At 62.7% G+C, this 22,117-nt stretch carries 18 protein-coding genes and 1 pseudogene; 9 read left to right on the top strand and 10 right to left on the bottom strand.

The features are described 5' to 3' along the window. Window positions 1-82: 82 nt before the first annotated feature. Window positions 83-511 carry a homoprotocatechuate degradation operon regulator HpaR gene (gene hpaR, locus ACW9IN_RS19015; protein ID WP_457367337.1) on the bottom strand — a complete coding sequence of 143 codons (429 nt, stop codon included), beginning with the start codon at window positions 509-511 and terminating at the stop codon, window positions 83-85. A gap of 207 nt (window positions 512-718) precedes the next feature. Between hpaR and ACW9IN_RS19010 the strand changes: the two genes are divergently transcribed. The 5 genes from ACW9IN_RS19010 to ACW9IN_RS18990 are packed head-to-tail and all read left to right on the top strand — an operon-like array spanning window position 719 to window position 4,787. Beyond that, a complete protein-coding gene (locus tag ACW9IN_RS19010; RefSeq protein ID WP_457367336.1) occupies window positions 719-2,017 on the top strand; it encodes an NAD(P)/FAD-dependent oxidoreductase in 1,299 nt (432 codons plus the stop codon). Window positions 2,018-2,045: 28 nt separating this feature from the next. Beyond that, entirely contained in the window at window positions 2,046-2,411 is a 366-nt protein-coding gene (locus ACW9IN_RS19005) for a cupin domain-containing protein (protein WP_457367335.1), read from the top strand. Window positions 2,412-2,424: 13 nt separating this feature from the next. Beyond that, complete coding sequence (locus ACW9IN_RS19000) at window positions 2,425-3,246, top strand: molybdenum cofactor biosynthesis F family protein (RefSeq protein WP_457367334.1); 822 nt, start codon at window positions 2,425-2,427, stop codon at window positions 3,244-3,246. Further along, window positions 3,239-4,042: an SDR family NAD(P)-dependent oxidoreductase gene (locus ACW9IN_RS18995; protein WP_457367333.1), complete on the top strand. Its 804-nt coding sequence runs from the start codon at window positions 3,239-3,241 to the stop codon at window positions 4,040-4,042. Before ACW9IN_RS19000 ends, ACW9IN_RS18995 begins: the two co-directional genes overlap by 8 nt. After that, window positions 4,032-4,787: an SDR family oxidoreductase gene (locus ACW9IN_RS18990; protein ID WP_457367332.1), complete on the top strand. Its 756-nt coding sequence runs from the start codon at window positions 4,032-4,034 to the stop codon at window positions 4,785-4,787. Before ACW9IN_RS18995 ends, ACW9IN_RS18990 begins: the two co-directional genes overlap by 11 nt. A 135-nt stretch (window positions 4,788-4,922) precedes the next feature. On the opposite strand, the gene feaR is transcribed toward ACW9IN_RS18990, so the two are convergent. The 3 genes from feaR to ACW9IN_RS18975 form a co-directional block, all read right to left on the bottom strand. Next, window positions 4,923-5,864 (bottom strand): transcriptional regulator FeaR, encoded by a 942-nt coding sequence (gene feaR / locus ACW9IN_RS18985; RefSeq protein WP_457367331.1) that lies wholly within the window; start codon window positions 5,862-5,864, stop codon window positions 4,923-4,925. Window positions 5,865-5,977: 113 nt separating this feature from the next. Then, window positions 5,978-6,544 carry a DUF3156 family protein gene (locus tag ACW9IN_RS18980; RefSeq protein WP_457367330.1) on the bottom strand — a complete coding sequence of 189 codons (567 nt, stop codon included), beginning with the start codon at window positions 6,542-6,544 and terminating at the stop codon, window positions 5,978-5,980. Further along, window positions 6,507-8,006, bottom strand: a complete 1,500-nt coding sequence (locus tag ACW9IN_RS18975) for an APC family permease (RefSeq protein ID WP_457367329.1) — start codon at window positions 8,004-8,006, stop codon at window positions 6,507-6,509. The genes ACW9IN_RS18980 and ACW9IN_RS18975 overlap by 38 nt, the downstream gene beginning before the upstream one ends. 217 nt (window positions 8,007-8,223) lie before the next feature. On the opposite strand from ACW9IN_RS18975, the gene ACW9IN_RS18970 reads away from it, so the two are divergent. Further along, a complete protein-coding gene (locus tag ACW9IN_RS18970) occupies window positions 8,224-9,546 on the top strand; it encodes a hypothetical protein (RefSeq protein ID WP_457367328.1) in 1,323 nt (440 codons plus the stop codon). A gap of 32 nt (window positions 9,547-9,578) precedes the next feature. Here ACW9IN_RS18970 and ACW9IN_RS18965 read toward each other — a convergent pair. After that, window positions 9,579-10,058, bottom strand: a pseudogene (locus tag ACW9IN_RS18965) (flavin reductase family protein); the annotation flags it as partial. A 57-nt stretch (window positions 10,059-10,115) separates the two neighbouring features. Next, window positions 10,116-11,285 (bottom strand): p-hydroxyphenylacetate 3-hydroxylase oxygenase component, encoded by a 1,170-nt coding sequence (locus ACW9IN_RS18960; protein WP_457367327.1) that lies wholly within the window; start codon window positions 11,283-11,285, stop codon window positions 10,116-10,118. A 249-nt stretch (window positions 11,286-11,534) separates the two neighbouring features. Between ACW9IN_RS18960 and ACW9IN_RS18955 the strand changes: the two genes are divergently transcribed. Next, window positions 11,535-13,022 (top strand): aldehyde dehydrogenase family protein, encoded by a 1,488-nt coding sequence (locus tag ACW9IN_RS18955; RefSeq protein WP_457367326.1) that lies wholly within the window; start codon window positions 11,535-11,537, stop codon window positions 13,020-13,022. Window positions 13,023-13,261: 239 nt separating this feature from the next. On the opposite strand, the gene ACW9IN_RS18950 is transcribed toward ACW9IN_RS18955, so the two are convergent. The 4 genes from ACW9IN_RS18950 to ACW9IN_RS18935 form a co-directional block, all read right to left on the bottom strand. Then, window positions 13,262-14,194: a flavin-nucleotide-binding protein gene (locus ACW9IN_RS18950; protein WP_457367325.1), complete on the bottom strand. Its 933-nt coding sequence runs from the start codon at window positions 14,192-14,194 to the stop codon at window positions 13,262-13,264. Window positions 14,195-14,273: 79 nt separating this feature from the next. Then, window positions 14,274-15,158 (bottom strand): LysR family transcriptional regulator, encoded by an 885-nt coding sequence (locus ACW9IN_RS18945; protein WP_457367324.1) that lies wholly within the window; start codon window positions 15,156-15,158, stop codon window positions 14,274-14,276. Continuing rightward, complete coding sequence (locus tag ACW9IN_RS18940) at window positions 15,158-16,078, bottom strand: LysR family transcriptional regulator (protein WP_457367323.1); 921 nt, start codon at window positions 16,076-16,078, stop codon at window positions 15,158-15,160. Before ACW9IN_RS18940 ends, ACW9IN_RS18945 begins: the two co-directional genes overlap by 1 nt. A gap of 16 nt (window positions 16,079-16,094) precedes the next feature. After that, the gene (locus ACW9IN_RS18935; RefSeq protein ID WP_457367322.1) at window positions 16,095-16,727 is read right to left on the bottom strand and encodes a glutathione S-transferase family protein; all 633 of its coding nucleotides are present in this window, start codon (window positions 16,725-16,727) and stop codon (window positions 16,095-16,097) included. Between the two features lie 381 nt (window positions 16,728-17,108). Between ACW9IN_RS18935 and ACW9IN_RS18930 the strand changes: the two genes are divergently transcribed. Both ACW9IN_RS18930 and ACW9IN_RS18925 read left to right on the top strand, forming a co-directional pair. Then, the gene (locus ACW9IN_RS18930; RefSeq protein WP_457367321.1) at window positions 17,109-21,215 is read left to right on the top strand and encodes a hypothetical protein; all 4,107 of its coding nucleotides are present in this window, start codon (window positions 17,109-17,111) and stop codon (window positions 21,213-21,215) included. 34 nt (window positions 21,216-21,249) lie between these two features. Continuing rightward, complete coding sequence (locus ACW9IN_RS18925) at window positions 21,250-22,086, top strand: 5'-nucleotidase, lipoprotein e(P4) family (RefSeq protein WP_457367320.1); 837 nt, start codon at window positions 21,250-21,252, stop codon at window positions 22,084-22,086. The last annotated feature ends 31 nt before the right edge of the window (window positions 22,087-22,117 follow it).

Raw genomic sequence — 22,117 nt, 5'->3', positions numbered from 1 at the left:
AGTGACAAATAAGCCAGCTGACCCACCGCCATCGCAGGCAAGCCAGCTCCCACATTTGCCCTGCGCAGAGTCAGGAATTGCTTCAACGCTTGAGGTTGATGTTCTTCAAGTCATCCAGCAGGCCCAGCAGGGTCTGCAATTTCTGTTCGCCCAACTGGTCCTGCAGGCGCTGGTAGTTGGCTTCCATGCATTGGCTCATGGACTCGAAACTCGCCTTGCCCTTGTCGGCCAGGGTCACCAGCACGCGGCGCTGGTCTTGTTCCGCCTTGCGTCGGTGCACCATGCCGGCGGTTTCCATGCGTACCAGCACGCCGGTCATGCTCGGTTTGAGGATGCAGGCCAGGTCGGCCAGTTGGTAAATCTCCAGCTCACCGTGTTGCTCAAGGATGCGGATGATGCGCCATTGCTGTTCGGTCAAGCCGTGTTCGTTCAGGGACGGGCGGAAAAAGCTCATCGCGGCCTCACGCGCTTGCAGCAAGGCCAGGGTCAGGGACTGTCGAGGTTTGGGCATAGGGATCAGGGTCACGGGGTATTTAGTTAATAATTTAACGAAACTCTAGCATTCCCTGCCGCCGAGCGCGCTATAACTTGTTTGTCCCACCGCCCATGGCGCGCTGAATCAAAAGCCCGGGCAGGCAGGATCAAGACTTCCCTCCCGTCAGGGCCCCTAATGGAGGCATCCGCTTTAGAGCCTTCCTTCACCTTTTCAGGCTGCGCCATGATCAACATCGAAACCCCCACGTATTACACCGCCACCAAGAAATACAACCTCAGCTTCCCCACCCTGGAACAGGACATCGACGCCGACGTCGTGGTCATCGGCGGCGGTTTCTCCGGTATCAACACGGCCTTGGAACTGGCGGAAAAAGGCATCACCAACATCGTCGTGCTCGAAGCGCGCTACCTCGGCTTCGGCGGCACCGGGCGCAACGGCGGGCAGATCATGGCCGGCATCGGCCATGACCTGGAGAAGATCAAGAAGGACGTGGGTGAAGACGGCCTGCGCCGGGTGTTCGAGATCAGCGACCTGGGCGCCGACATCATCAAGAACCGCATCGCCAAGTACAACATCGACGCAGACTTCTGCCACGGCTACGGCTACATGGGCTTCAACGCCCGCCAGGAAAAAACCCTGCGCGCCTGGGAAAAAGATTTCAAGTCGATCAACAGTCAGCACGAGATCCGCTTTCTCGGCGGCTCCGACGTGCAGCAGATCATCGGGTCCAAGGCCTACAGCAGCGCCTTGCTGCACATGGGCGGCGGGCACGTGCACTCGCTCAACCTGTTGCTGGGCGAAGCCACCGCGCTGGCCGGCCATGGCGTGCGGATCTTCGAGAACAGCCCGGCACTGGACGTCAGCTACGGCGAACGCATCACCGTGCGCACCGGTCGCGGTTCGGTACGCGCCAGCAAGTTGCTGTGGGCCTGCGACAGTTTCCTCAACAAGCTGGAGCCGGAACTGCACCGCTCAACCATCAACACCTACGCGTTCCAGATGATGACCGAGCCGCTGTCCGAAGAGCTGATCCAGCGCATCAGCCCGATCCGCGGGGCCTACAGCGATATCCGCCCAGTGATCGACTACTACCGCGTCACCAACGAGAACCGCCTGCTGTTCGGCGCCGCCACACCGTTGGTGGAGCATATCCCCGGCGACCTCAAGGCGTGGAACCGCAACCTCATGTTGAAGATTTTCCCCTACCTCAAGGACGTGAAAATCGACTTGGCCTGGGGCGGCCCGATGGCCTGCAGCCCCAATCTGTTCCCGCAGATCGGCACGCTGCCGGGGCGCAGCAATGCGTTCTTCGTACAGGGTTATTCCGGCTTTGGCGTCACCCCCAGCCACATCATCTGCAAGGTCCTGGCCGAAGGCATGAGCGAAGGCTCGCCCCGTTATGACCTGATCAGTTCCATCCGTCGCCCGACCATCGTCGGCAAAGACACGGTCCGCCCGCTGATCCTGACGGCGGGCAAATCCTGGCACCAGCTTTCCGGTTTCTGGAACGGTCGCCGCTAACCCTCATGACTCAACTGGAGCAACTGCCATGACCCTTACCGCCCTCAAACACAACATCCAGCTGTCGGAACTCGATGCCTGGGGCACCGTGGCCGACCTCGGCTCCGAGATACTCGAAGGCGACGTGCGTGCCTTCGGCAAGATGACCTTCGGCGCTCCCACCGATGCCGTCAGCAGTGCCTACTTCGGCACCACCCAAGGCAAGTTCCGCATGGTCTACCCGTTCACCGAACAAGCCACCGTGGTCACCGGCGAAGTGGCGCTCACCGACGAGTCCACCGGCCAGACCACGCGCTACAAGGCCGGCGACAGCTGGTTCGTGACCAAAGGCACGCCGGTACTGTGGGACGTGGTCAGCGAGAGCTTCGTCAAACACTACTTCGCTGTCGTTTAAGGGAGGCATTGCCATGTCGAACCCTTCAGACTGGATCACCGTCGGCGCACTGGCCGATGGTTTCGCGCCGCAGGCGTTTATCCTGCCGAACCTGGCCGACCTGGCCGGCCAGACGTTCACCCTGCACTTCGCCAATGGCTGGCAGATCGAACACCGTTTCGAGCAGGACACCCTCGCCTGGCACGCCGCCGACGGGCATTCCAGCGGCCGCGCACCCTACCGCGCCACGTCGATTCGCCCGGGACTGTACCTGGTGGATTTCATCAAGCAGGAGGCCGGACAGAGCTGGTCGATCAGCCTGGTGCTGGACACCGCAGCGGCCTCGTTCACTGCCGTGATCGGCGGCCTGCCCACGCCGCAGGACACCCGGGAAGGCCTCTACCACCGTGCCCTGGCCGGCAAGCCGCTGACCTCGGTGCAGGCGGAGTTTCTGCACGGCAGCCTCGACCGCCCCTGGCAGGCCGGCCACTGCCTGCATGCGCCCACCGACGAACTGGTGGGCCTGCGCAACCATTACCGCTACAGCCCCAGCGAAGTCTACGAGCACATCTACCTCAATGAACGCTTCTACGCCTGGCAATGCCTGAAGGGCGTGGAGCAAGGCCTGTGCGACACCGACCGCTGCCATTACTACAAGATCGCCGAACAGCTGTACCTGTTCGTGTGGCAAGAGAAGATCGTGCCGACCCTGGGCCTGGTGCTGATCGACCTGCAACAGCACCGCAGCGACGGCAAGATCTTCGGCTATGCCGGGGCCTCGTTCGATGCGTTGTCGAACTTCCCGATCAGTTCCTATTGCCAGGTGCTCAACCGCACGGAGTATCCCCGTGACTGAGCCGCGCACGGTGGTCATCACCGGCGCCGGCACCGGGATCGGCGCCGCCTGCGCCCGCCTGTACGCCGAGGCAGGTGCACGGTTGGTGTTGGTGGGCCGGCGCCGTGAGCCGCTGGAAGCGGTGGCGCGGGACACCGGCGGCCTGGTGCTGGTGGGCGATGCGGCTTGCCCGGACACCTGGGAGGACTTTATCCGGCAGATCCGCGCGCAGTACGGGCGCCTCGATGTGCTGCTGGCGTGCGCCGGCGGCCATGGCCTGGGCACGGCAACCGAGACCAGCCCTTTCACCTGGGAAAGCGCGTTGCGCAGCAACCTCGACAGCGCGTTCTACAGTGCCCGTGCATGCCTGCCGCTGTTGCAGGAAAGCGCCGGGAACATCGTGCTGATCGGCTCCATCGCCTCCCTGGCAGCCGGCCCCGAAGTGTGCGGCTACACCACGGCCAAGCACGCACTGCTGGGGCTCAACCGCTCGCTGGCGCGGGACTACGGCCCCCACGGCGTGCGGGTAAATGCGGTGTGCCCCGGCTGGGTACGGACGCCCATGGCCGATGCCGAGATGCAGCCGCTGATGGACGCCTATGGCGATACCTTGCAGCAGGCGTACGCCCGGGTCTGTGCCGATGTGCCGTTGCGCCGCGCGGCCAGTGCCGAGGAAATCGCCCGGGTCTGTCGCTTTCTGGCGTCCAGTGATGCGTCGATCATCACCGGCGCGACGCTGGTGGCCGACGGTGGGTCGAGCATTGTCGATGTGCCGACGCTGGCCTTCGCTCATCTGGAGAGTGCCCATGGCCAATGACCTGGATTTCAGCGACCGCGTGGTGCTGGTCACCGGCGGTGCGCAGGGCATCGGGCGCGGGATCGTCGAGGCATTTGCCCGGCGAGGCGCCCGGGTGGTGATCGCCGACCGCCAGCTGGAACAGGCGCGGGAGGTGGCCACCACGCTGTGCTCACAGGGTCATCGCGTGGAAGCGACGGGCGTCGACCTGGCAGACGCGCAGGCGGTGTCTGACTGCGTTCACGGGCTGCCGCAGCTGGATATCCTGGTGCACAACGCCGGGTACTTTCCGCTGACGGCCTTCGCCGACATCACTCCGGCGATCCTGCAACGCACCCTGGATGTGAACCTGTCGGCGCTGTTCTGGCTGACCCAGGCGGCCTTGCCGGTGTTTCGCGCGCAAGGCCGGGGTTGCGTGCTGGTGACGTCATCGGTGACCGGCAACCGCGTCGGCTATCCGGGGCTCACTCACTACGCGGCGTCCAAGGCCGGGGTCAACGGGTTTATCCGCAATGCGGCGCTGGAACTGGCGCCGCTGAATGTGCGGGTCAACGGCGTGGAACCGGGCATGATCGCCACGCCCGCCACGGGCAACCTGGGTGACGCTGCACTCAATGACAGCATCGCCAGCCGCGTGCCCCTGGGGCGCCTGGGCGCCGCGGCAGATATCGCCGGGGCGATGTTGTTCCTCGCTTCCGACCTCGCTGGCTACATCACCGGGCAAACCCTGGTGGTGGATGGTGGCGCGACCCTTCCCGAAGTCTGAACCTCGACCCGGTCCACATGTGGGAGGGGGCTTGCCCCCGATAACAGTGTGTCAGTCACCACAAGCTTGGCTGATCCACCGCTATCGGGGGCAAGCCCCCTCCCACAATCGATCTTGTTTGTTCTTAAACCCTGTTCATGCCCCCACCGCCTGCATCCGGCTCGACCGGAAATCCTTGGGCGACTGTTCGAACTGCTTCTTGAACGAGCGGCTGAAATGCGCCGAGTCGGTAAACCCCCATTTGTAGGCAATCGAGGTGATCGACTCGCTGCGCAGGAACGGGTTGGTCAGGTCATCGGCACTGCGTTTGAGCCGGGCACGCTGGATGTAGCGGCAGACGCTGTCGTCCTGCTCCTCGAACAGGCGGTACAAATGCCGCACCGAGATGTTCAGCCGATTAGCCAGGCCGATCGGGCTCAGGCCTGGCTGGCTCAGTGACTCGTCGATGACTTTCTGCACATAGCTGCGCAGGTTGGTGCCCTGCAACGAGGCCAGGGCTTCACGGCACTCATCGCCATGCTCCAGGGCCGAGCCCAACAGCGAGACGAATGCCGTTTGCAGGGCCTCCACTTCACCGCCGCCGTCTTCGGTGTCGTCCTTGCACAGTTGGTCCATCAGCACATGCAGCATGCGCCCGCAGGCCTTGGTCGAGGAGATCTTGCCGAAGGCCCGTGCCTCGCCGCCCAGGTGCTTGCAGACTTCGGGGCGCGAAAGGGACAGGGAGGCGTGTTCGATCAGGCCGAAGGGGGTGATTTCGATGGAGCCCACCGAGTCCATCAACAGCATCTCGCCGGGGGCCAATTGCAGGGTCTGGCCGTTCTGCACGATCTGCGAATAACCACTGCGCTGGCTGACCAGGAAACAATCCTGGTCATTGTCGTGATCAGCGTGGTGCGCCGGGCGTTTGATCAGCCCGGCATTGGTGCGCAGGATGGCCAGGCCGCGCGGGAGGTTGTGGATCTCGCCAATGAACAGCGAGCGGTTGAACGCCAGCTCTGTGTCGAAATGCCCGCACGCGTCGCGCAGTTCGCGGTTCCAGGTGTCGAGCCCATCGTGTACCTGCTGTGGAATGCTCATGGGGTGTCTCCGCAATGGCTTCTTTTTGTTGTTCTCGCGCAATAGTTAACATGTTATCTATATGCACGCAACACTTAACCTGACGGCCATTACGCAAGCATTAAGAGTGCCATTCAGAGGTGAGATAAAACCCGCTGCAAACCTGCCAGGCTCGTCAGCAAATGTTCGCGCTGTACGAGGCTCAAGGCGATGTAACGTCGGAATGCGGGCAGGCGATTGACCACCTCGCTGCCGCCCATGTGCTCTAGGCGCACGCACCATTGCTGGTCCTCGAGTTCGATGCGCAGGCGCTTGAAATCCAGAGGCATCAGCGCCTGGAACAGCTCGGTGTCCGCCTGCAATCGCGCCTGCAATTCACGGCCCAGCGCCTGGTTGCCCGAGCGGCGGCGCACGCGCAGCCCGCTGCGTCGAATCGCGCCGCCATGGTGCACCTCGAAGCTGCCGGTACCACCTGTCGAAGCAGGAATGCGCAGCACGAACTCGGTCAGCACCAGGTGCATCAGCCATTGCGACTCGGTGCGCTCGACAATCTCGAACGCCCGCCCCTCGATTTCCAGCGTCGCCAGCCCCAGGTTGCGCCGCAGGTGGGCCAGGGTCACCCCGGGCCGGTAACCGGTCGGGGCGCGGTCGGCGCGCAACAGTTCAAACAGTTTTTGCCGCAAAGTCGCCATAGCCATCATCAGCCTGTCCCGGTTGATTGCTGAATTCCTTCGCCAGCACCTCCTCCACGGAGGCCGGCTTGAACGGGTTGACCTTTTGCACCACGAGGGTCCAGAACAGCGCATACGCCGCCGTACCACCCAGCATCACGCCGAACGGTACGTAAATGTCGGCCGGGTTCATCCCGGGGGGTGTGATGAACCACATGCCCAGCAGGATGCCGATGCTCGACACAATCTGCGGCAGCGGAAACCACGGTGAGCGATACGCCCGTGGCAGGTCGGGCCGACGAATGCGCAGGCTGATCACCGACACCGTCACCAGCAGGTAGGCAAAGCTCCACGCGCACACCGCCGCCAGCACCAGGTGCAGGATGTTGTCGGTGTTGCCGCCCAGGTACAGCGCGTGCAGGCAGGGAATCAGCATCGCCACCAGAATGCACACCAGCGGCGTCTTGAAGCGCGGGTGCAGGTAGGTGAACACCTTGGGCAACGCCCCGTCCACCGCCATGCCGTAGAGAATGCGCGGCACGCCGGCCATCAAGGTGTTGATGGTGGCCGCGCCGGCAAACAGAAAGCCGATGCCCAGCCACAGCGGTCCAATCTGCCCCATGACCTGCTCGGCGAACCGGGGAATGGCCATGGGCGTGTCCAGCAGGTGCACACCGGTGGCGGCGTCGAGTACCAGGTTTTCCACCTGGCGCTTCATCGCGGCGCCATAGATGAACATGCACGAAGCCACCCCCAGCAGCCCGAGCATCATCGCGCGCGGCATCACCTTGGCCGACTGGCGCAGGTCCGGCGCCAGCGGGGTGACGAACTCGCAGCCGACGAACATGAACATCGCCATGCCCACCAGCGACAGCACCGTCACCAGGTCGGTGCCCACCAGCGATTCACCGAACCAGCCGTCCAGTTGCACCGCCGGCGCGGCGATCAGGCCCAGCACACCGAAGACCATCAGCGTGGTCCACATGCCGAAGGTGAGGATGATTTCCGCCCGGCCAAACGCACTGACACCGAAGGCATTCAGCACGCCGAACACCACCACGAAGCCCACGCCCAGCAACCATGAGCCACCGGCCGATTCCGCCAGGGTATTGAGGTGTTCGAAGTTCACCAGCGCCATGACCCCGGACAGGATCGTCTCGGCGGTGCCGGCGAACACATGCACGATCAGGTAGGCCGACAAGGTGCCGGTGATCGCAAAGAACCGGCCCATGCCGCAGTTGATGTAGTCATACACCGAACCGGTGGTGGGCAATATCGAGGCGGCTTCGGAAAACGTCGTGGCCTGCGCCAGCATCATCACCACGGCAATCAGCATCGCCAGGGCAAACGCACCGCCACCGATGCCGAACCCCGTGGTGGCGGTGAGAATCACCGGGCTGGCCATGATCAGGCCGATGGTGCTGGCCAATGCGGTGGGGAAACCTACCGTGCCCCGGTTGAGGTACGCGGTGAGTCGGTCGTTGATCGACATGGTGGGGTCCTCGAAAGCGGTTTTTTTTAGTGTGTTGGCACTCTGCGCCCCACCCGGGTTGGTCGTCTTGCCCCTGTCTGCCGCCGATTTTGTTGCTGCCTGCCACGCCACGCGGCCTGGCGGCCAGGGTCAATTCCCTGGCACGCAGAGGAAAGACTTGCCCCTGTGCCACTCGCCCTAATGCGCCCTCACTCTAACCAAGCTGGGGACAATAACAATGGAGCACTCACTGAAAAACCGTCGCTTGCGCCAGACGGTCGGCCTGGGCATCGCCCTGCTCGCCGGCCAGGTTCAGGCCATCGAGTTGTACGCCGATGCCGACACCAAAGTCACCGGCAACTTCCTTGCCGTATACGGTCTGTTCAACAGCCCGAAAAACTACGATGGTCGCACCGGCGGTTCCACTTGGCGCGAAGCGTTCATCAAGTACGGCCTGAGCGTGGACCAGAGCCTGGGCCACTTCGGCGGGGTGTACGGCACGGCCAACCTGGTGAGTTCCGGCACCTGGGGCGATGGCGATGCGTCCGGGGTCACGACGGGCAAGGAGCGCACCACCAAGTTCGACGAAGCCTTCGCCGGCTGGCGCTCCGGCGAGCTGTTCCCGGCGCTGGGCAAGGACGGCGTGGACCTGTCGTTTGGCCGGCAGATCATCACCCTGGGCGACGGTTTTATCGTCAACGATGACGGCCCCAACCTGGGCAAGGGCGTGGGCGACGGGCAGTTCAATCGCGGCGGCGCCTACTACATCGCCGCGCGCCATGCGTTCGACAAGACCGCGGTGATTCGCCTGGGCGGCAAGGACGGCGTGCACGGCAGCCTGATGTGGTTCAAATCCGACAACCCGGCCCAGGCCATGAGCGAAATGGCCGCCGGGACCCTGGAATACAGTGCCGCGCCAGGCACCCTGGGGCTCACTTACCTGCACGGTATCGATGTGGACGAACGCTATGCCACCGACCTGCAACGCCAGCGCAAGGGCATGAACCTCTACAGCGTGCGTGGCAGCGGCAGCGCCGGCATCGATAACGCGCACTTCGCCTTCGAACTGGCCCGCCAGGACCGTCGCGACAGCCAGCAAAATGCCGGCTACGCCGAAGCCGGCTACACCTTCGCCGACCTGCCCTGGTCGCCGGACCTGACCTACCGCTACGCGCGCTATTCAAAAGATTGGGACGGAATGTTCGCAGGTTTCAACCGTGGCTACGGCACCTGGGTCCAGGGCGAAGTGGCGGGCAACTATTCCGGCCCGTACAACAGCAACACGGCGGTGCAACACGTGGCGTTGAAGGTCAAGCCCGTGGAAAACCTCACCCTGGGCGCGTTGTTCTTCGACTACAACACCGTCAGCACCCGGGGCCAGTTGAACCTGGATGGCCGCGAGCTGGACCTGTACGCCGAATGGGCGGTGAACGAACACCTGATCATCACGCCGCTGCTCGGCCTCTACAAACCCGACAAGTCGGCAGAGACCGGCGGCAACCAGGTCGGCGGCAACGGCACCAACGTCTACAGTCAGTTGGTGGTGGCCGTGCCGTTCTGACCCCCCTCGGGCGCGCACGGACGCAGCGCCCGCACTTCCGCGTATGCGCCCTGGTGATACAACAGCGGCGAGCGGCCAAAATCGTCGAAGGCCACCACCTTGCCGATCATGATCCAGTGGTCGCCGCCGTCCACCTGCTGGTACTTCTCGCAATGAAACCGCGCCGAACAATCGGCGAATACCGGTGATCCCCCTTCTCCCGGCTCGTACTCGATCAGGGCGAAGCGGTCGTCACGGGGGCGCGCGAAGTTATTGGACAGGTGCACTTGGTCGGCTGCCAGCACATTCACCGCGAAATGGCTGGCCTCCTCGAACACCGCGTGGCTGTTGGAACGTTTATCGATGCTCCACAGTACCAGCGGCGGGTCGAGGGATACCGAGTTGAAACTGTTGGCGGTCACGCCCACCTTGCGCCCGGAGGCAGTGGCGGCGGTGACGACGGTCACGCCAGTGGCGAAGTTGCCCAGGGCGCGGCGAAAGGCCCGTGGGTCGAAAAGGCGGCTGTCAGACATGCAAGGCTCCCGGGCACCGTCGAGGGGCGCCCTGATGGTTGTAGTGAAAAGTCGTTGTCACACCATGCTCGGATCGGGCTCCAGGCCCATCAGCTCACGGCCAAGGATCTGCGCGCAGACGTCGTAGTCGGTATAGGCATGGGCACCGGTCATATGGGAGTCGCGGAACAGGCGCTGCATTTCGTTGTGTTCGAACCAGGCGTTGCCGCCGGCGGCGGCGAACAGCCGGTCGACGGCCTCGATGCACATCTTGGTGGCATAGGCCTGGTTGGTGCGCCAGAACGCCAGGGTTCCGCGGCTCGGATAACGCTGCGCGGCGCTGTGTTCGGCGTGTTCCTGCCAAGTCTTTTCGAGGAAGGCACGGGCGGCGGCCACCTGATGGGTGGACTCGGCCAGGCGCATCAAGGCCGGCGTCGCCGCGCCTACCGCTGCGCCGGTATAGGCACGCACGCGGTTTTTGGTTTTTTCGCGGAACACCTCGAGCATGCGCTCGGCCACGCCCAGGCTGACGGTGGAAAAACCACTGGCGAAATACGGACGGTACGGCGCGTAGAAAATCTGGCTGTCGGGGTAGAGGCCAAAACCTGCGGACTTGCCTTCCATCATGTCCCTGGCTTTCTGGATGCGGTGTTCGGGCACCCAGGCGTTGTCGATGATCAGGGTCTTGGTGCCGCTGCCTTTCATGCCGGCGGCGTGCCAGTCATCACGGATCTGGTAGTCGCTGCGCGGCAGCACGGCAAAGCAGTAATCCAGGGTGCCTTCGGCGTTCTGTCGACGGCAGCCGACAATCGCCCACTCGCCGTGGTCGCAGCCGCTGCTCCAGCCCATTTCACCGCTGAAATACACACCGCCCTCACCTTCCACTACCCGGCCAAACGGCGCGATGCTGCTGCTGGCGGTGGCATCCGGGTTATCGCCCCAGACCTCTGCCTGCAATTGCGCCGAGAACAGCGCCAGCTGGTGACTGTGGGTGCACAGCAGGCTCATGGCCCAGGCCGTGCTCGCGCAACTGCCGGCGAGCAAGGCGATGCAATCGGCGAACTGCGGCAGCGACAGCTCCAGGCCACCGAAAGCCTTGGGTTGAAAAGCCCGATGCAGGCCGATGCTTTTGAGCAGGGCGATGTTTTCATCCGGCACTTTGCGTTGTCGCTCGGCAAGGCTGGCGTTCGCGGCAATGATCGGCAAGAGAGGCTTGAGGTCTTCAAGGAGCGGGTTTGGCTTTTTCATGGACGGCCCTGCTTGTTATTAGTAGCCCGACGCTTGATCCCTCTGAAGGAACAGCGCGGGGTGCAGGGCCAGTATCGACCGCGTCGCCCAGGCCGAAAATGCACGTTCCACAGGCAAGGTTGTACTTTTCACAGGGCGCCGTCAGCGCGGTGGCAGCCACAGACATAGCCTGCGGCAGGCACAGACAAGCGCCTCGCCCCCGCGCTGGTTACCCTCGGTTTTTCCTTTGTGAACTGCCAGGACCCTGCCATGAGCGATCTTCCGCTGCTGCCCCACGTCGAAGCCTTTTTGCGTCGCCGCCATGGGCTGTTTATCGACGGCGTCACCGTACGCAGCCATGGCGACCAGACCCTGGCCGTGACCAACCCGGCCAACAATCAGGTGATCGCAAAGGTCGCGGACGCGGACCTGGCCGACATCGACCTCGCGGTCGACTCGGCCACCCGGGGCTTTGAGGTCTGGTCGCAAACCGCGCCCGCAGCGCGCGGCAACGTGCTGCTCAAACTCGCCGATTTGCTGGAGCGTCATCGCGAAGAACTGGCGCAGATCGAGACGTGCCAGTCGGGCAAGATCATCCAGGTTTCCCGCGCGTTCGAGGTCGACCAAGCCGCGCACTTCCTGCGCTATTACGCCGGTTGGGCCACCAAACTCAGTGGTCAGACCCTCACGCCGTCGCTTCCCTCGTTCAACGGCGAACGCTACACCGCCTTCACCCTGCGTGAACCGGTCGGCGTGGTGGTGGGCATCGTGCCGTGGAATTTTTCCACCATGATCGCCATCTGGAAACTCGCCTCGGCCCTGGTGACCGGTTGCAGCATCATCATCAAGCCCAGCGAATTCACACCGCTGACGATCCTGCGCATCGCTGAACTGGCGATCGAGGCCGGGTTGCCGCCTGGCGTGCTCAATGTGCTCACCGGCGGTGGGCATGTGGGCAGGGGCCTGGTGGAACACCCGGGCACCCACAAGGTGTCGTTCACCGGTTCCGTGCCCACCGGCATTGCCGTCGGACGCAGCGCCATGGGCGCCGGCCTGACCCGTGCGACCCTGGAACTGGGGGGCAAAAATGCCGCCGGTTTCCTGCCCGACATGGACCTGGACAAGATCGTGGAGGGCGTCATCGAAGCGGGCTTCCTGCACTCCGGGCAAATCTGCGCCGCCGCCGAGCGCTTCTACGTGCACCGCTCGCAGATCGAGGCGGTGCTGGAAAAACTCAAGCAGCGCCTCAGCCGCCTGACCATCGGTTCGCCGCTGGACGAACGCACCGAATTCGGCCCGGTGACCCATCGCCAGCACCAGCTGAAACTGCTCGGTTACTGCGCCCAGGCCCGCGCCGAACACAACACGATCATCCATGGCGGCACCCTGATCGACCGTCCCGGCTGCTACATCGAACCCACGGTGATCCTGGCCAACAGCCCCAGTGACACCCTGCTCAACGAAGAAACCTTCGGCCCCATCGCCACCTTCCTGCCCTACGACAGCGAAGACGAACTGCTGGCACTGATGAACCATGGCCCCTACGGCCTGAGCGCCAGCCTGTGGACCAACGACCTGGGCAAGGCCCTGCGCAGCGTGCCGGCTCTCCGGGCAGGCACCGTATGGGTGAACATGCACACCCTGCTCGACCCGGCGGTACCGTTTGGGGGCAATCGTTCTTCAGGGATGGGCCGCGAGTTCGGCAGCGCATTCATCGAGGACTACACCGAGCTCAAGTCGGTGATGATTCGGTATTGAGCTGAATCCTCTTCCCCATGGTGAACAGGTCTGTGGGAGTGATAACTGGACTTACTGTGGTGAGCGGGCTTGTCCCGCGCTGGGGCGCGAAGCGGCCCTGAAACCAGGCGCCGCATTTCTATCTGAAAAAATGCAGTGATCTTGTTGGGGCTGCTGCGCAGCCCGGCGCGGGCGGTGCGACGATTCGACAAGCCCGCTCACTACAAAGAGCGCGCTGCGGCTCATCATGGGAGCTTGGCTTACCACGATCCCTGGGCCAGGCTGTGCGGCGAAAATTCGCTGAACTGCCAGCGCAGCGCCAGCGCCGCCGGGCGGCGGACCAGCTGTTCCACGGTCACGGTCCACAGACGGTGTGCGCCTTCGAATGCCGCCACTTCCGGCCCGTCGAGGATCAGCGAGGTGCGCCCGAACAGTTGCAGCACGTCCCCCGACTCGAAGTCGATGAACAGCAGCCCCGCCACCGGGTTGACCTGCAGGTTGCCAAGGGTGTTGAAGAACATGTTGCCGGTGAAGTCGGGGATGGTCAGCACGTTGCCGTCGACCCGCACGAAGCCGGTATTGCCGCCACGGTGGGACACATCCACCGAGCGCTCGCCGTCGTTGTCCACGTAGGTGGCGACGAAAAACGTGTCAGCCTGGCGGATCAGCGATTGAGCCGCCCCATCGAGACCGCTGACGCGTTCGACCTGGCTGCCGGGTTTACGCGCAATCGAATCCACCGGCCGCAGTTGGATGTACTTGGGGCAGTTGCCATAGGTGTGCACCACGTCCACGGAAAAACCCTCGTGATCCAGGTTGCCGATGTGGCCGTTCATGCGGTTGCGGCGACGGGTATTCAAGTCGATGCCCAGCAAGCCCACCGAAGCGCCGGGGTGTAACGCCCCGCGCGCCGGGTCGCTGCTGGACGGCAGGCTGTCGATCTGCAACGTCTGCGGGTCCGGTGAGTGCACGAACCCCGGCGCACCCTCCACCAGGGTGGCCCACGGCACGCCCTGCTCATCCACCGCGCCCAGCACCAGGTAAGGCAGCAACGGGTAGAAATCCCGATGCTGCTCGGGCAGATGGTCGCGAATCACTTTGGGCCCGACCACGGCCATGCGGTCGACGACACCGGCGCTTTCCTGCAATTGCAGTTCACCGGTATGCCAGGGGGAGCGTTCGATCGGGTTCATGGCAATCACCTCAAGTTGGATGGGCCCATGCTGCACCCTGCCCGCCGCCGGAGGAATGCACACGTCAGGCAATCCACTGTTACGCCAACTGAAATGCCGGATGCTCGCGCAGTGCCGTTACGCAATGATCGACAAAACTGCGCACCCGCATCGGCGCATTGCGACCCTCGCGGTAGACCACGTGCACCGGCAACGCCGGCAGTTCATAGGCCGCAAGTACCCGTTGCAACTGGCCATTGAGCAGATGCTCGTGAACTGCGTAACTCTGGCAACGAATCAGCCCGGCGCCATGCACCGCCGCATTGATCGCGCCCTGTACCGTGGCGCAACTGAGCCGTGCACGTGCCTTGAGCTGGCCGCCCCGGAAGTCCCAGTGCACCTGGTCGGCACTGGCGATCAGGCGGTGTTGCTTGAGGTCTTCGGGGTGCCGGGGCTCGCCCTTGGCCGCCAGGTAAGCCGGGCTGGCGCAGAGGACATACTTGATATGCCCCACAGGCCGTGCGATCAGCGATGAACTGGGCAGCTCACCGACCAGAATCGCCACGTCCAGCCCTTCTTCGTGCAGGTTCGGGTAATAGTCGTGATAACGGGTGACCAGACTGACGTCGGGGTACTGATCCATATAGCCGGCCAGGATCGGCGCCATCACGTAGCGGCTGAACAGAAACGGCAGGAACACCCGCACATTGCCCTGGGCCTGCACGTGCAAGCCCTTGGCCGAGGCTTCGGCGGCGTCCACGGCGGCGAGCAGGCGCACGCAGTCGCCCATGTAGGCGTTGCCGGCGTCGGTCAGGCTTACGCCCCGGGTACTGCGTTGCAGCAACGGGACTCGCAGGCGTGCTTCGAGCCGCGCAATCGCACGCACCAGGGTCGGGCCGGAGACGTCGGCATCACGTGCCGCCGAGGCCAGGCTGGTGTGCCCGGCCAGGGCCGCGAACAGTTGCATGTCGCGATAACGTTCCATCAGTCGGGCCGCTTGGGCGACGGGTTCAGCGCGACATCCTGGCTGAGGCGATGGGTGAGGAAATCCACAAAAGTATTGACCTTGGCCGGTACGCGACCGTTCTTGAAGTACACCACCTGGATCGGCAGCGGTGCCGGCTCGAACGCTTCCAGCACGATCTCCAACTCACCCGCCGCCACGGCCGCCGCGATCTGGTAGGACAGCACCCGCGTCATGCCCCAGCCCAGGCGGGCCAGGTTGATCGCGGCGTTGTTGGCCGTGACCACCAGACGCGGTTCGATGGTCACGGTCAGCGGCTGGCCGTCATCGACAAATTGCCACTCGCTCACCAGCAGGCTGGAGGACGACGTGGCGATCTTGGCTTCACGCAGTTGCGAAGGGTGTGAAGGCCGCCCGTGTCGGTCGAGGTAAGCCGGCGATGCGCACACCACTCGGCGTACCTCGCCGACCTTGATCGCATGCTGCCCGGGCTCGTGCAAATGGCCGATGCGCAGGGCCACGTCCACGCCCTCGTCGGTCATGTTGACCACACGATCGACCAGCAGCGCATTGAGGTTCACCAGCGGAAAACGGTCGAGGTAATCCCCCAGCACCGGGGCCACGAACAGCTCGCCGAACAGCACCGGCGCGGTCACCGTGAGGTGGCCGCAGGGGATGGAATAACTGCCCGCCGCCGCTTCCTCGGCCTCATCGAGTTCGGCGAGGATGCGTCGGCAGTCTTCCAGGTAACGCTGGCCGGCTTCGGTCAGGTGCAGGCTGCGGGTGGTGCGCGCCAGCAACTGCGTGCCGATGCGCTCTTCCATGGCGGCGATGGCCCGGGTCACGCTGGGCGGCGACGTTTTCAGGCGGCGCGCGGCGGCGGCAAAGCCCTCCTCCTCGGCCACCGCCAGGAATACCTGCATTTCATGAAATCGATCCATCGGCGCCTCTGAAAAATTACTGGGATTGCAGACCGACCGGCGTGCGAACCATGCCGACGAAACCTGGCAGGGCTTCGATGCTGGCGAGCCAGGCGCGTACATGAGGGTAGTCGGCCAGCGACACATTGCCTTCCGGCGCGTGGGACACATAGGTGTAGAAAGCAACATCGGCGATGGTCGGTTGCTCGCTGGCCAGGAAACGGCTCTGGCTCAGTTGCTGCTCAAGCAGTTGCAACAGCGCGTGGGAACGGCTGATGGCCGCCACGGTGTCGAGTTCGGCACCGAAGACCACTGCCAGGCGTGCGGACGCAGGCCCGGCATGCAGTTGGCCGGCAGCGGTCGACAACCAACGCTGTACACGAGCCTGCCCGACCGGATCGCTGGGCAGCCATTGGCCCTTGCCGTACTTCGTGGCGAGGTAGACCAGAATGGCATTGGAGTCGGCCAGGACAGTGCCGTTGTCATTGATCGCCGGCACTTGGCCGAAGCTGTTGATCTCGGCAATGAATTGCGCGGTTTTGTGGGCACCCTGCTTGAGGTCCACCAGCACGAATTCACTGGGCAGGCCCAGCAGGGACAGCATCAGCTCCACCCGATGGGAGTGGCCGGACAAAGGAAAACCGTAGAGTTTGATCGCAGGCTGGGACATGGGACGCTCCAGAGAGTGGGTGGTTGACGACGGGCATGTTCCCCTGCTGCGCTGATCGATGGAATCACCAGGATTTACAATCCAGCATTTCATTCGACGAAACAATCACTCACCGAACCATTCCAGGATGAGCGTGATCTTCAGCGGCCCGTCCGGTTCCGCCCGCGTGAAGTCATCGTAGAACCCCGGCGCCTGACACCGCGCCAGAATATACACCGGAACCTGGCGCCACAACGAAACCCCACGCGGCGATGCCCGCTGGCTTGCCTCCACAAGTCCGCTTTTACAACCCCATTTCTCCATTTGAGTGGCCGGCAAATCGAGTATGCTTTGCCGCTTTCGATTGCTCGCCAATTGTCACGTTCATGATGGAGTCGCTGCATGCCCAACCTGGATCAGGGCCAACCTGTGCCGATGGACGATACGCCCGTGCGTGTGCCTGACAGCCTGCTCAGCGACCAACTGGACAAGGTTTTGGCCAAGCCTGCGCTGGACGCTGTGCCTTGGAAGGTGCCGGTCGAGGTGCTGGACGACAGGGAGTTCGAGCTGCTGGCTTACCGCTTGTTCCAGGACGGCCAGGGCTCCCATGCAAAGACCCAGTGCAACCTTGGCATCGACCACGACGACACGGCCTTGATGCAAGGTTCGGGCGATATGGGCCGCGACGTGACGCTCTATCGCAAAGGCGCTGCGGTCGGGGCCGTGCAATGCAAGCACTATGCAAAGCCATTCGAGCAACCCGACGCCCTGCGCCAGATCTGCCGGTTCATTCTGGCGGCCCGACAGCATCCCGAACTGATGCCGGACCCGCAGAACTTCACCTATGTGCTGATGCTGTCCAGGTCGGCCAACGACAAAACCTCGTCGCTGTTCCGCGAGACAACAACCACCCTGAAGAACAATCCCGACCTGTTGCCCAACGCAGTGCGCGAAGCGCGCGAGGCGTTCAAGAAATTGCAGGCGGTAAGCGAAGCCGAGTCGCTGGCCTATGCACGGGACATTCTGGGCAAGATCAAGCTCAAACTGGTTCAGGGCATTGACCTGGCCATCTGGCTCACACAGCGCGATGCCATCTTCGCCAGCTTCTTTCAAACCCGCGTGGTGGTGGACAAGGACGTGGTGCTGGCGCATCTGCTGGACATCCAAAAAGCCCTGCGGGGCGATTTCTCCATTGCGTTTCTGGACCGCGCCCGGGATACCTCCGCGCTGTCCATCGCCCGGGCCAACGAGCAGGATGGCGGTCACCGGCAGATCATGCTGGAAGAGGTGTACACCCCGCGAAGCCTCGAAGCCGAGATCGACCGAAGGATCGAAGCTGTGGACCTGGCGTCGGGCGAAGGCACACTGATCGCAGTCATTGCACCCGCCGGCTTCGGCAAGAGCAGCCTGCTCTGGGGGTGCCACCGCCGCTGGAGTGCGCGTGGCGATACTGCAACCCTGACACTGGCGGCAACGCAACTCGCCACATTGATCGAGCAGGGGCAGTTCGACAGGGTCCGCGGCACCCTGCTGAACCGTGCGGCCACACTGCGCGATGGTGGTGTTCGCTTCGTGGTGTACCTGGATACCTTCGACGTACTGATGCACAGCGTGGAACTGTCCACGCCCGCATTGGCGCTGCTTTACGAGCTGGTGGAGCATGGGGCTTCGCTGGTGTTCTCCACCCGACCGGAAGAAGTGGCCGACATCAAGTTCGAGAAACTGACGCAGCAAGCCGTCAGGCTCTACCTGGGTGAATACGACCCCGAGGAATTCGCCCAGGCATTGAAGACCTATTGCGCGGCGTTCTACCCGAATGCAGACGCCAACGCGCAAGCTGCCCTGCATGCGACGCGACTGACAGACCTCGTTGCCCTGGGCCGCCCGGCCCGGGAGGTTTGCCTCAACCCTTTGGCGTTGCGCATGCTGTTCGAAATCTACGCGCCTGCCGAAGTCCCGGAGAACATCAACTCCGCACAGTTGTATTGGCAATATTTCAAGGAGCGGGTCGCCGGGGATCAACGCGCGGGCATTCCCAAAGCCGCCAGCGCCGGCAAGGACCTTTCAGAGGCAGCCAAAAAAATTGCCTTGGCCATGTTTTCATTACGCGTTCCCGCGCTCAGCCAGCAGAAATTCAATCAGGCGGAGAAACTGGGTATCACCGAGCACGACCGCGCTGAACTGATCAGCCGCCACCTGCTGCGGCGAACCGCCTCACGGGTAGAGTTCTTTCACCAGACGTTCTTCGAATACATCGCGGGCCTGGCATTGGCCGAACAATCGGGCTACGACCCGGCTCACTGCATGGATGACCTGCTGACCCACGCCGATGACAGTTTCGAACTGCCCATTCGTGAACACCAGCTCTGGCACTGCGCCCACCAGCACACATTCGAACCCCATGCGATGGACGCCACGCTTGAGGCCTTGCTCAATCAGTCTCATCCCGGACCGCAAGGTGCAGCCCTGCGTCTGCATATGATGAGTGAAGATGGGTATGAGCCGGCGCGTGCGTATGTGCTGAACAAGGCACGCGAGGGTTCTGTCGAGGTCCTGAAACGTTACTGCCAGTTGATCCATCACTTGGCACCGACCCGGGCCGGTGAAGTCCATTCAATAATCCTGGCCAGCCAGGCTTATCAGAGTTGGGAGGTCGTGAACTGGACATCAAGAATGATGATCTGGCTGTCGCCCCTCGACTGGCCGGCGTGCAAGGCTTTGATTGATGATGATCTGGTAAGTCGCTTGCGCCATGCAGCAAAAGACAGCGGGTATCTTGTTCAGATCGTGACGAATATTCTTCGGGGAGGATTGCGCACGGATGCCGACCTTGTATTGAGCATTGCCATAAGCTGCCTGCACCAGTTAAGAGAAAAAGAAACGACTCTGGACTTCCTTGCCCATTGTGCCAAAACCATTAATGAGGACCAGGCGCGTTATCTGGCGACTCAATTACTGCGGTGGAGTGGAAAAAACGCACTGTCTCTTGTGCCTGCCGCAACGCGTTGCCTGGTGACCTTGTGGTCACGATTTCCAAAGCTGTGCGACATACAGGGCGACAGCCTGCCACTGATTGAAAGCACCACCCTAAGGTTGCAGCTGTCTACCCTGGCACAGCTTGATTGCACAGGTTTCAAGCACATTCATAGCCAATTGCTCGCCCGGCTGGATCTCAATCAGAAGCCTGGGGCCCTTCGCGTCCTGCTTGGCCAATTTGTAACTCCGCTGTTGCGCCAGTCAGCCTCTACTTGTGCAACACGGACGCTGGCGATCCAGCAATGTGAACGATTGCTGGAGAACATCGAGATAACGAACACCAGCGGACAGTGGAGCCAATCAGAAGCAGCAAGATGCACGCTGTATTTTGTGGGGCAATTGAAAATACGAGGTGAATGCCCTCCCTCCCTGGAAGCATTCATTACGCAACTGTCTACCCAAGACTGGCTGGACAGTAGAAGCCTCGCGCATCTTTTGCCCATAGCACTGAGCGATGAGGTCATCACCGCTCAGGGTGCGTTCGCCACCATCATGGCAACCCCGAAAGACTATCCGCACCACATGGCGGCATTGCGTAAATGGCTGCCAAAGCTCATTCGCACCCCCCACCATCTAGGTATGACCTTGAATCTGGCGGTCGTCGATAAAGCCAGGAGCACGGCGATCTCCGCACTGATCCAAGCGTCCGGATCGGAGGATTGGCAAGGTATGCACGCCGTAGCGTTGCCATATGCCCAGAAGCTGCGGTACCTCTGCCTGCAAGCTGCGACTTCTCATCGCGATGATGAGCGTAAATCCGTCTATCTGTTGCTTGAGTTGCTGATCAAACACGCGCTGATTGACGTTGAAGATGTCGGGTATACCCAACTACTTGAGTGGGCGCTCAATGAAACGCAGCGCCACACCAGAGCCCAACCCGCGTCTCAGGTATTGCTGGTTACCGGCACCACCATGATGACCGCCGAACACACCATCCTGATGCTATTGAACGCCACGGAAGGTCAGCCCGCCGAGCTGAACGTCCATCTGATCCACCAATTGCAGAGAACCTTGAGCATGCAGGGTTTGCAGTTGAGTGACAGCGTACTGGATAAACTGGTCGAATTTGCCTTGCAACCTGAGCCAACACAATCACAAGTGTGTTTGATGGGCCGGGTGATGGATATACATCTATTTGACAAAAACTGGGCGCGTGCAGACCAGACTGCATTAGCCCTTCTTCGCAGCCCCTCCATCGGCCCTCTCAGTTCCATGCAAAAGGGCCGACTGGGCCATCAGTTGGACAAAACCTTCCAGCGGCTCTACCGCCAATTGTCCGTCACCGAACTCCAGGCTCACTTCGCGGCCTTGCATCACCTGGATGCGCTGCTGGGTCGGCTGGTGGTCGTTGCCTTCTGCAAGGCCGACCGCCCGGACCGGGACATCCTGGCGCAGCAACTGATCGATGACAAAAAGATCCATTCGACCCTGCGAACCATCGTCCATGACTACCGACAGCACCGCTGGGTGTGACACCCGGCGCGGCTCCTTTCCGAGGCTGCCTTCCATGCGTAACCTGATCTTCGCCAGCGTCTGCCTGCTGTCCTCGGCGCTCACCGGCTGCCAGCAGACTCCACCGGCCAACGACCAACTCGACGCCGTGCTCTGGACCCAGACTTCCATCGAACACGAGCTGATCTACCGCCAGTTGTTCGCCAACGCCACCCGCCAACTGGACGTGGCCCTGGCCGATCCAGGCTGGGACGCGCTGCCCTTCCCACCCCGTAACTTGACCGGCCTGCCGCCGGCGGTGGTGGTGGATATCGATGAAACCCTGCTCGACAACGTGCCGCTCAACGCCCGCGATGTGGTCAACAATCAGGTCTATTCCTACGACCGCTGGAACACCTGGGTCGACCAGGCCAAGGCCCAGGCGTTGCCGGGCTCGGTGGCTTTCCTGCAAGCCGCCCGGCAAAAAGGCATCACGGTCTACTACCTCACCAACCGTGAACACAGCCAGGTCGCGGCCACCGTCGCCAACCTGCGCCTGCGCGGGTTTCCGGTGGAGCGCGACGAACAGGTACTCGCCGCCAGCACACCCACCGGGCATTGCGAAAGCGCCGGCTACGGCAAGGACTGCCGCCGCCAGTGGGTGGCCGCCCATGCGCGGGTGCTGCTGATGGCCGGCGATTCCCTGGGCGACTTCGTGCAGGCCGAACACAACAGCCTCGACGCCCAGCGCAAGGCGGTGGCGCCTTACCTGAACTGGCTGGGCCAGCGCTGGTTCCTGCTGCCCAACCCGACTTACGGCAACTGGTACAGCGCGCCGTATGGGGATGACGAGAAGTTGCCGTTCGAACGCAAACGGCTGATGAAACAGAAGGCGCTGCAATTGCAGGAGTGAGGGTGTTGGGGGTGGCGATGTGCAAGATGAT

This window comes from Pseudomonas sp. SDO5271_S396, from assembly GCF_054071795.1.
Note: the sequence above shows the minus strand (reverse complement) of the source record. Positions and strands in the feature narration are given on the sequence as shown.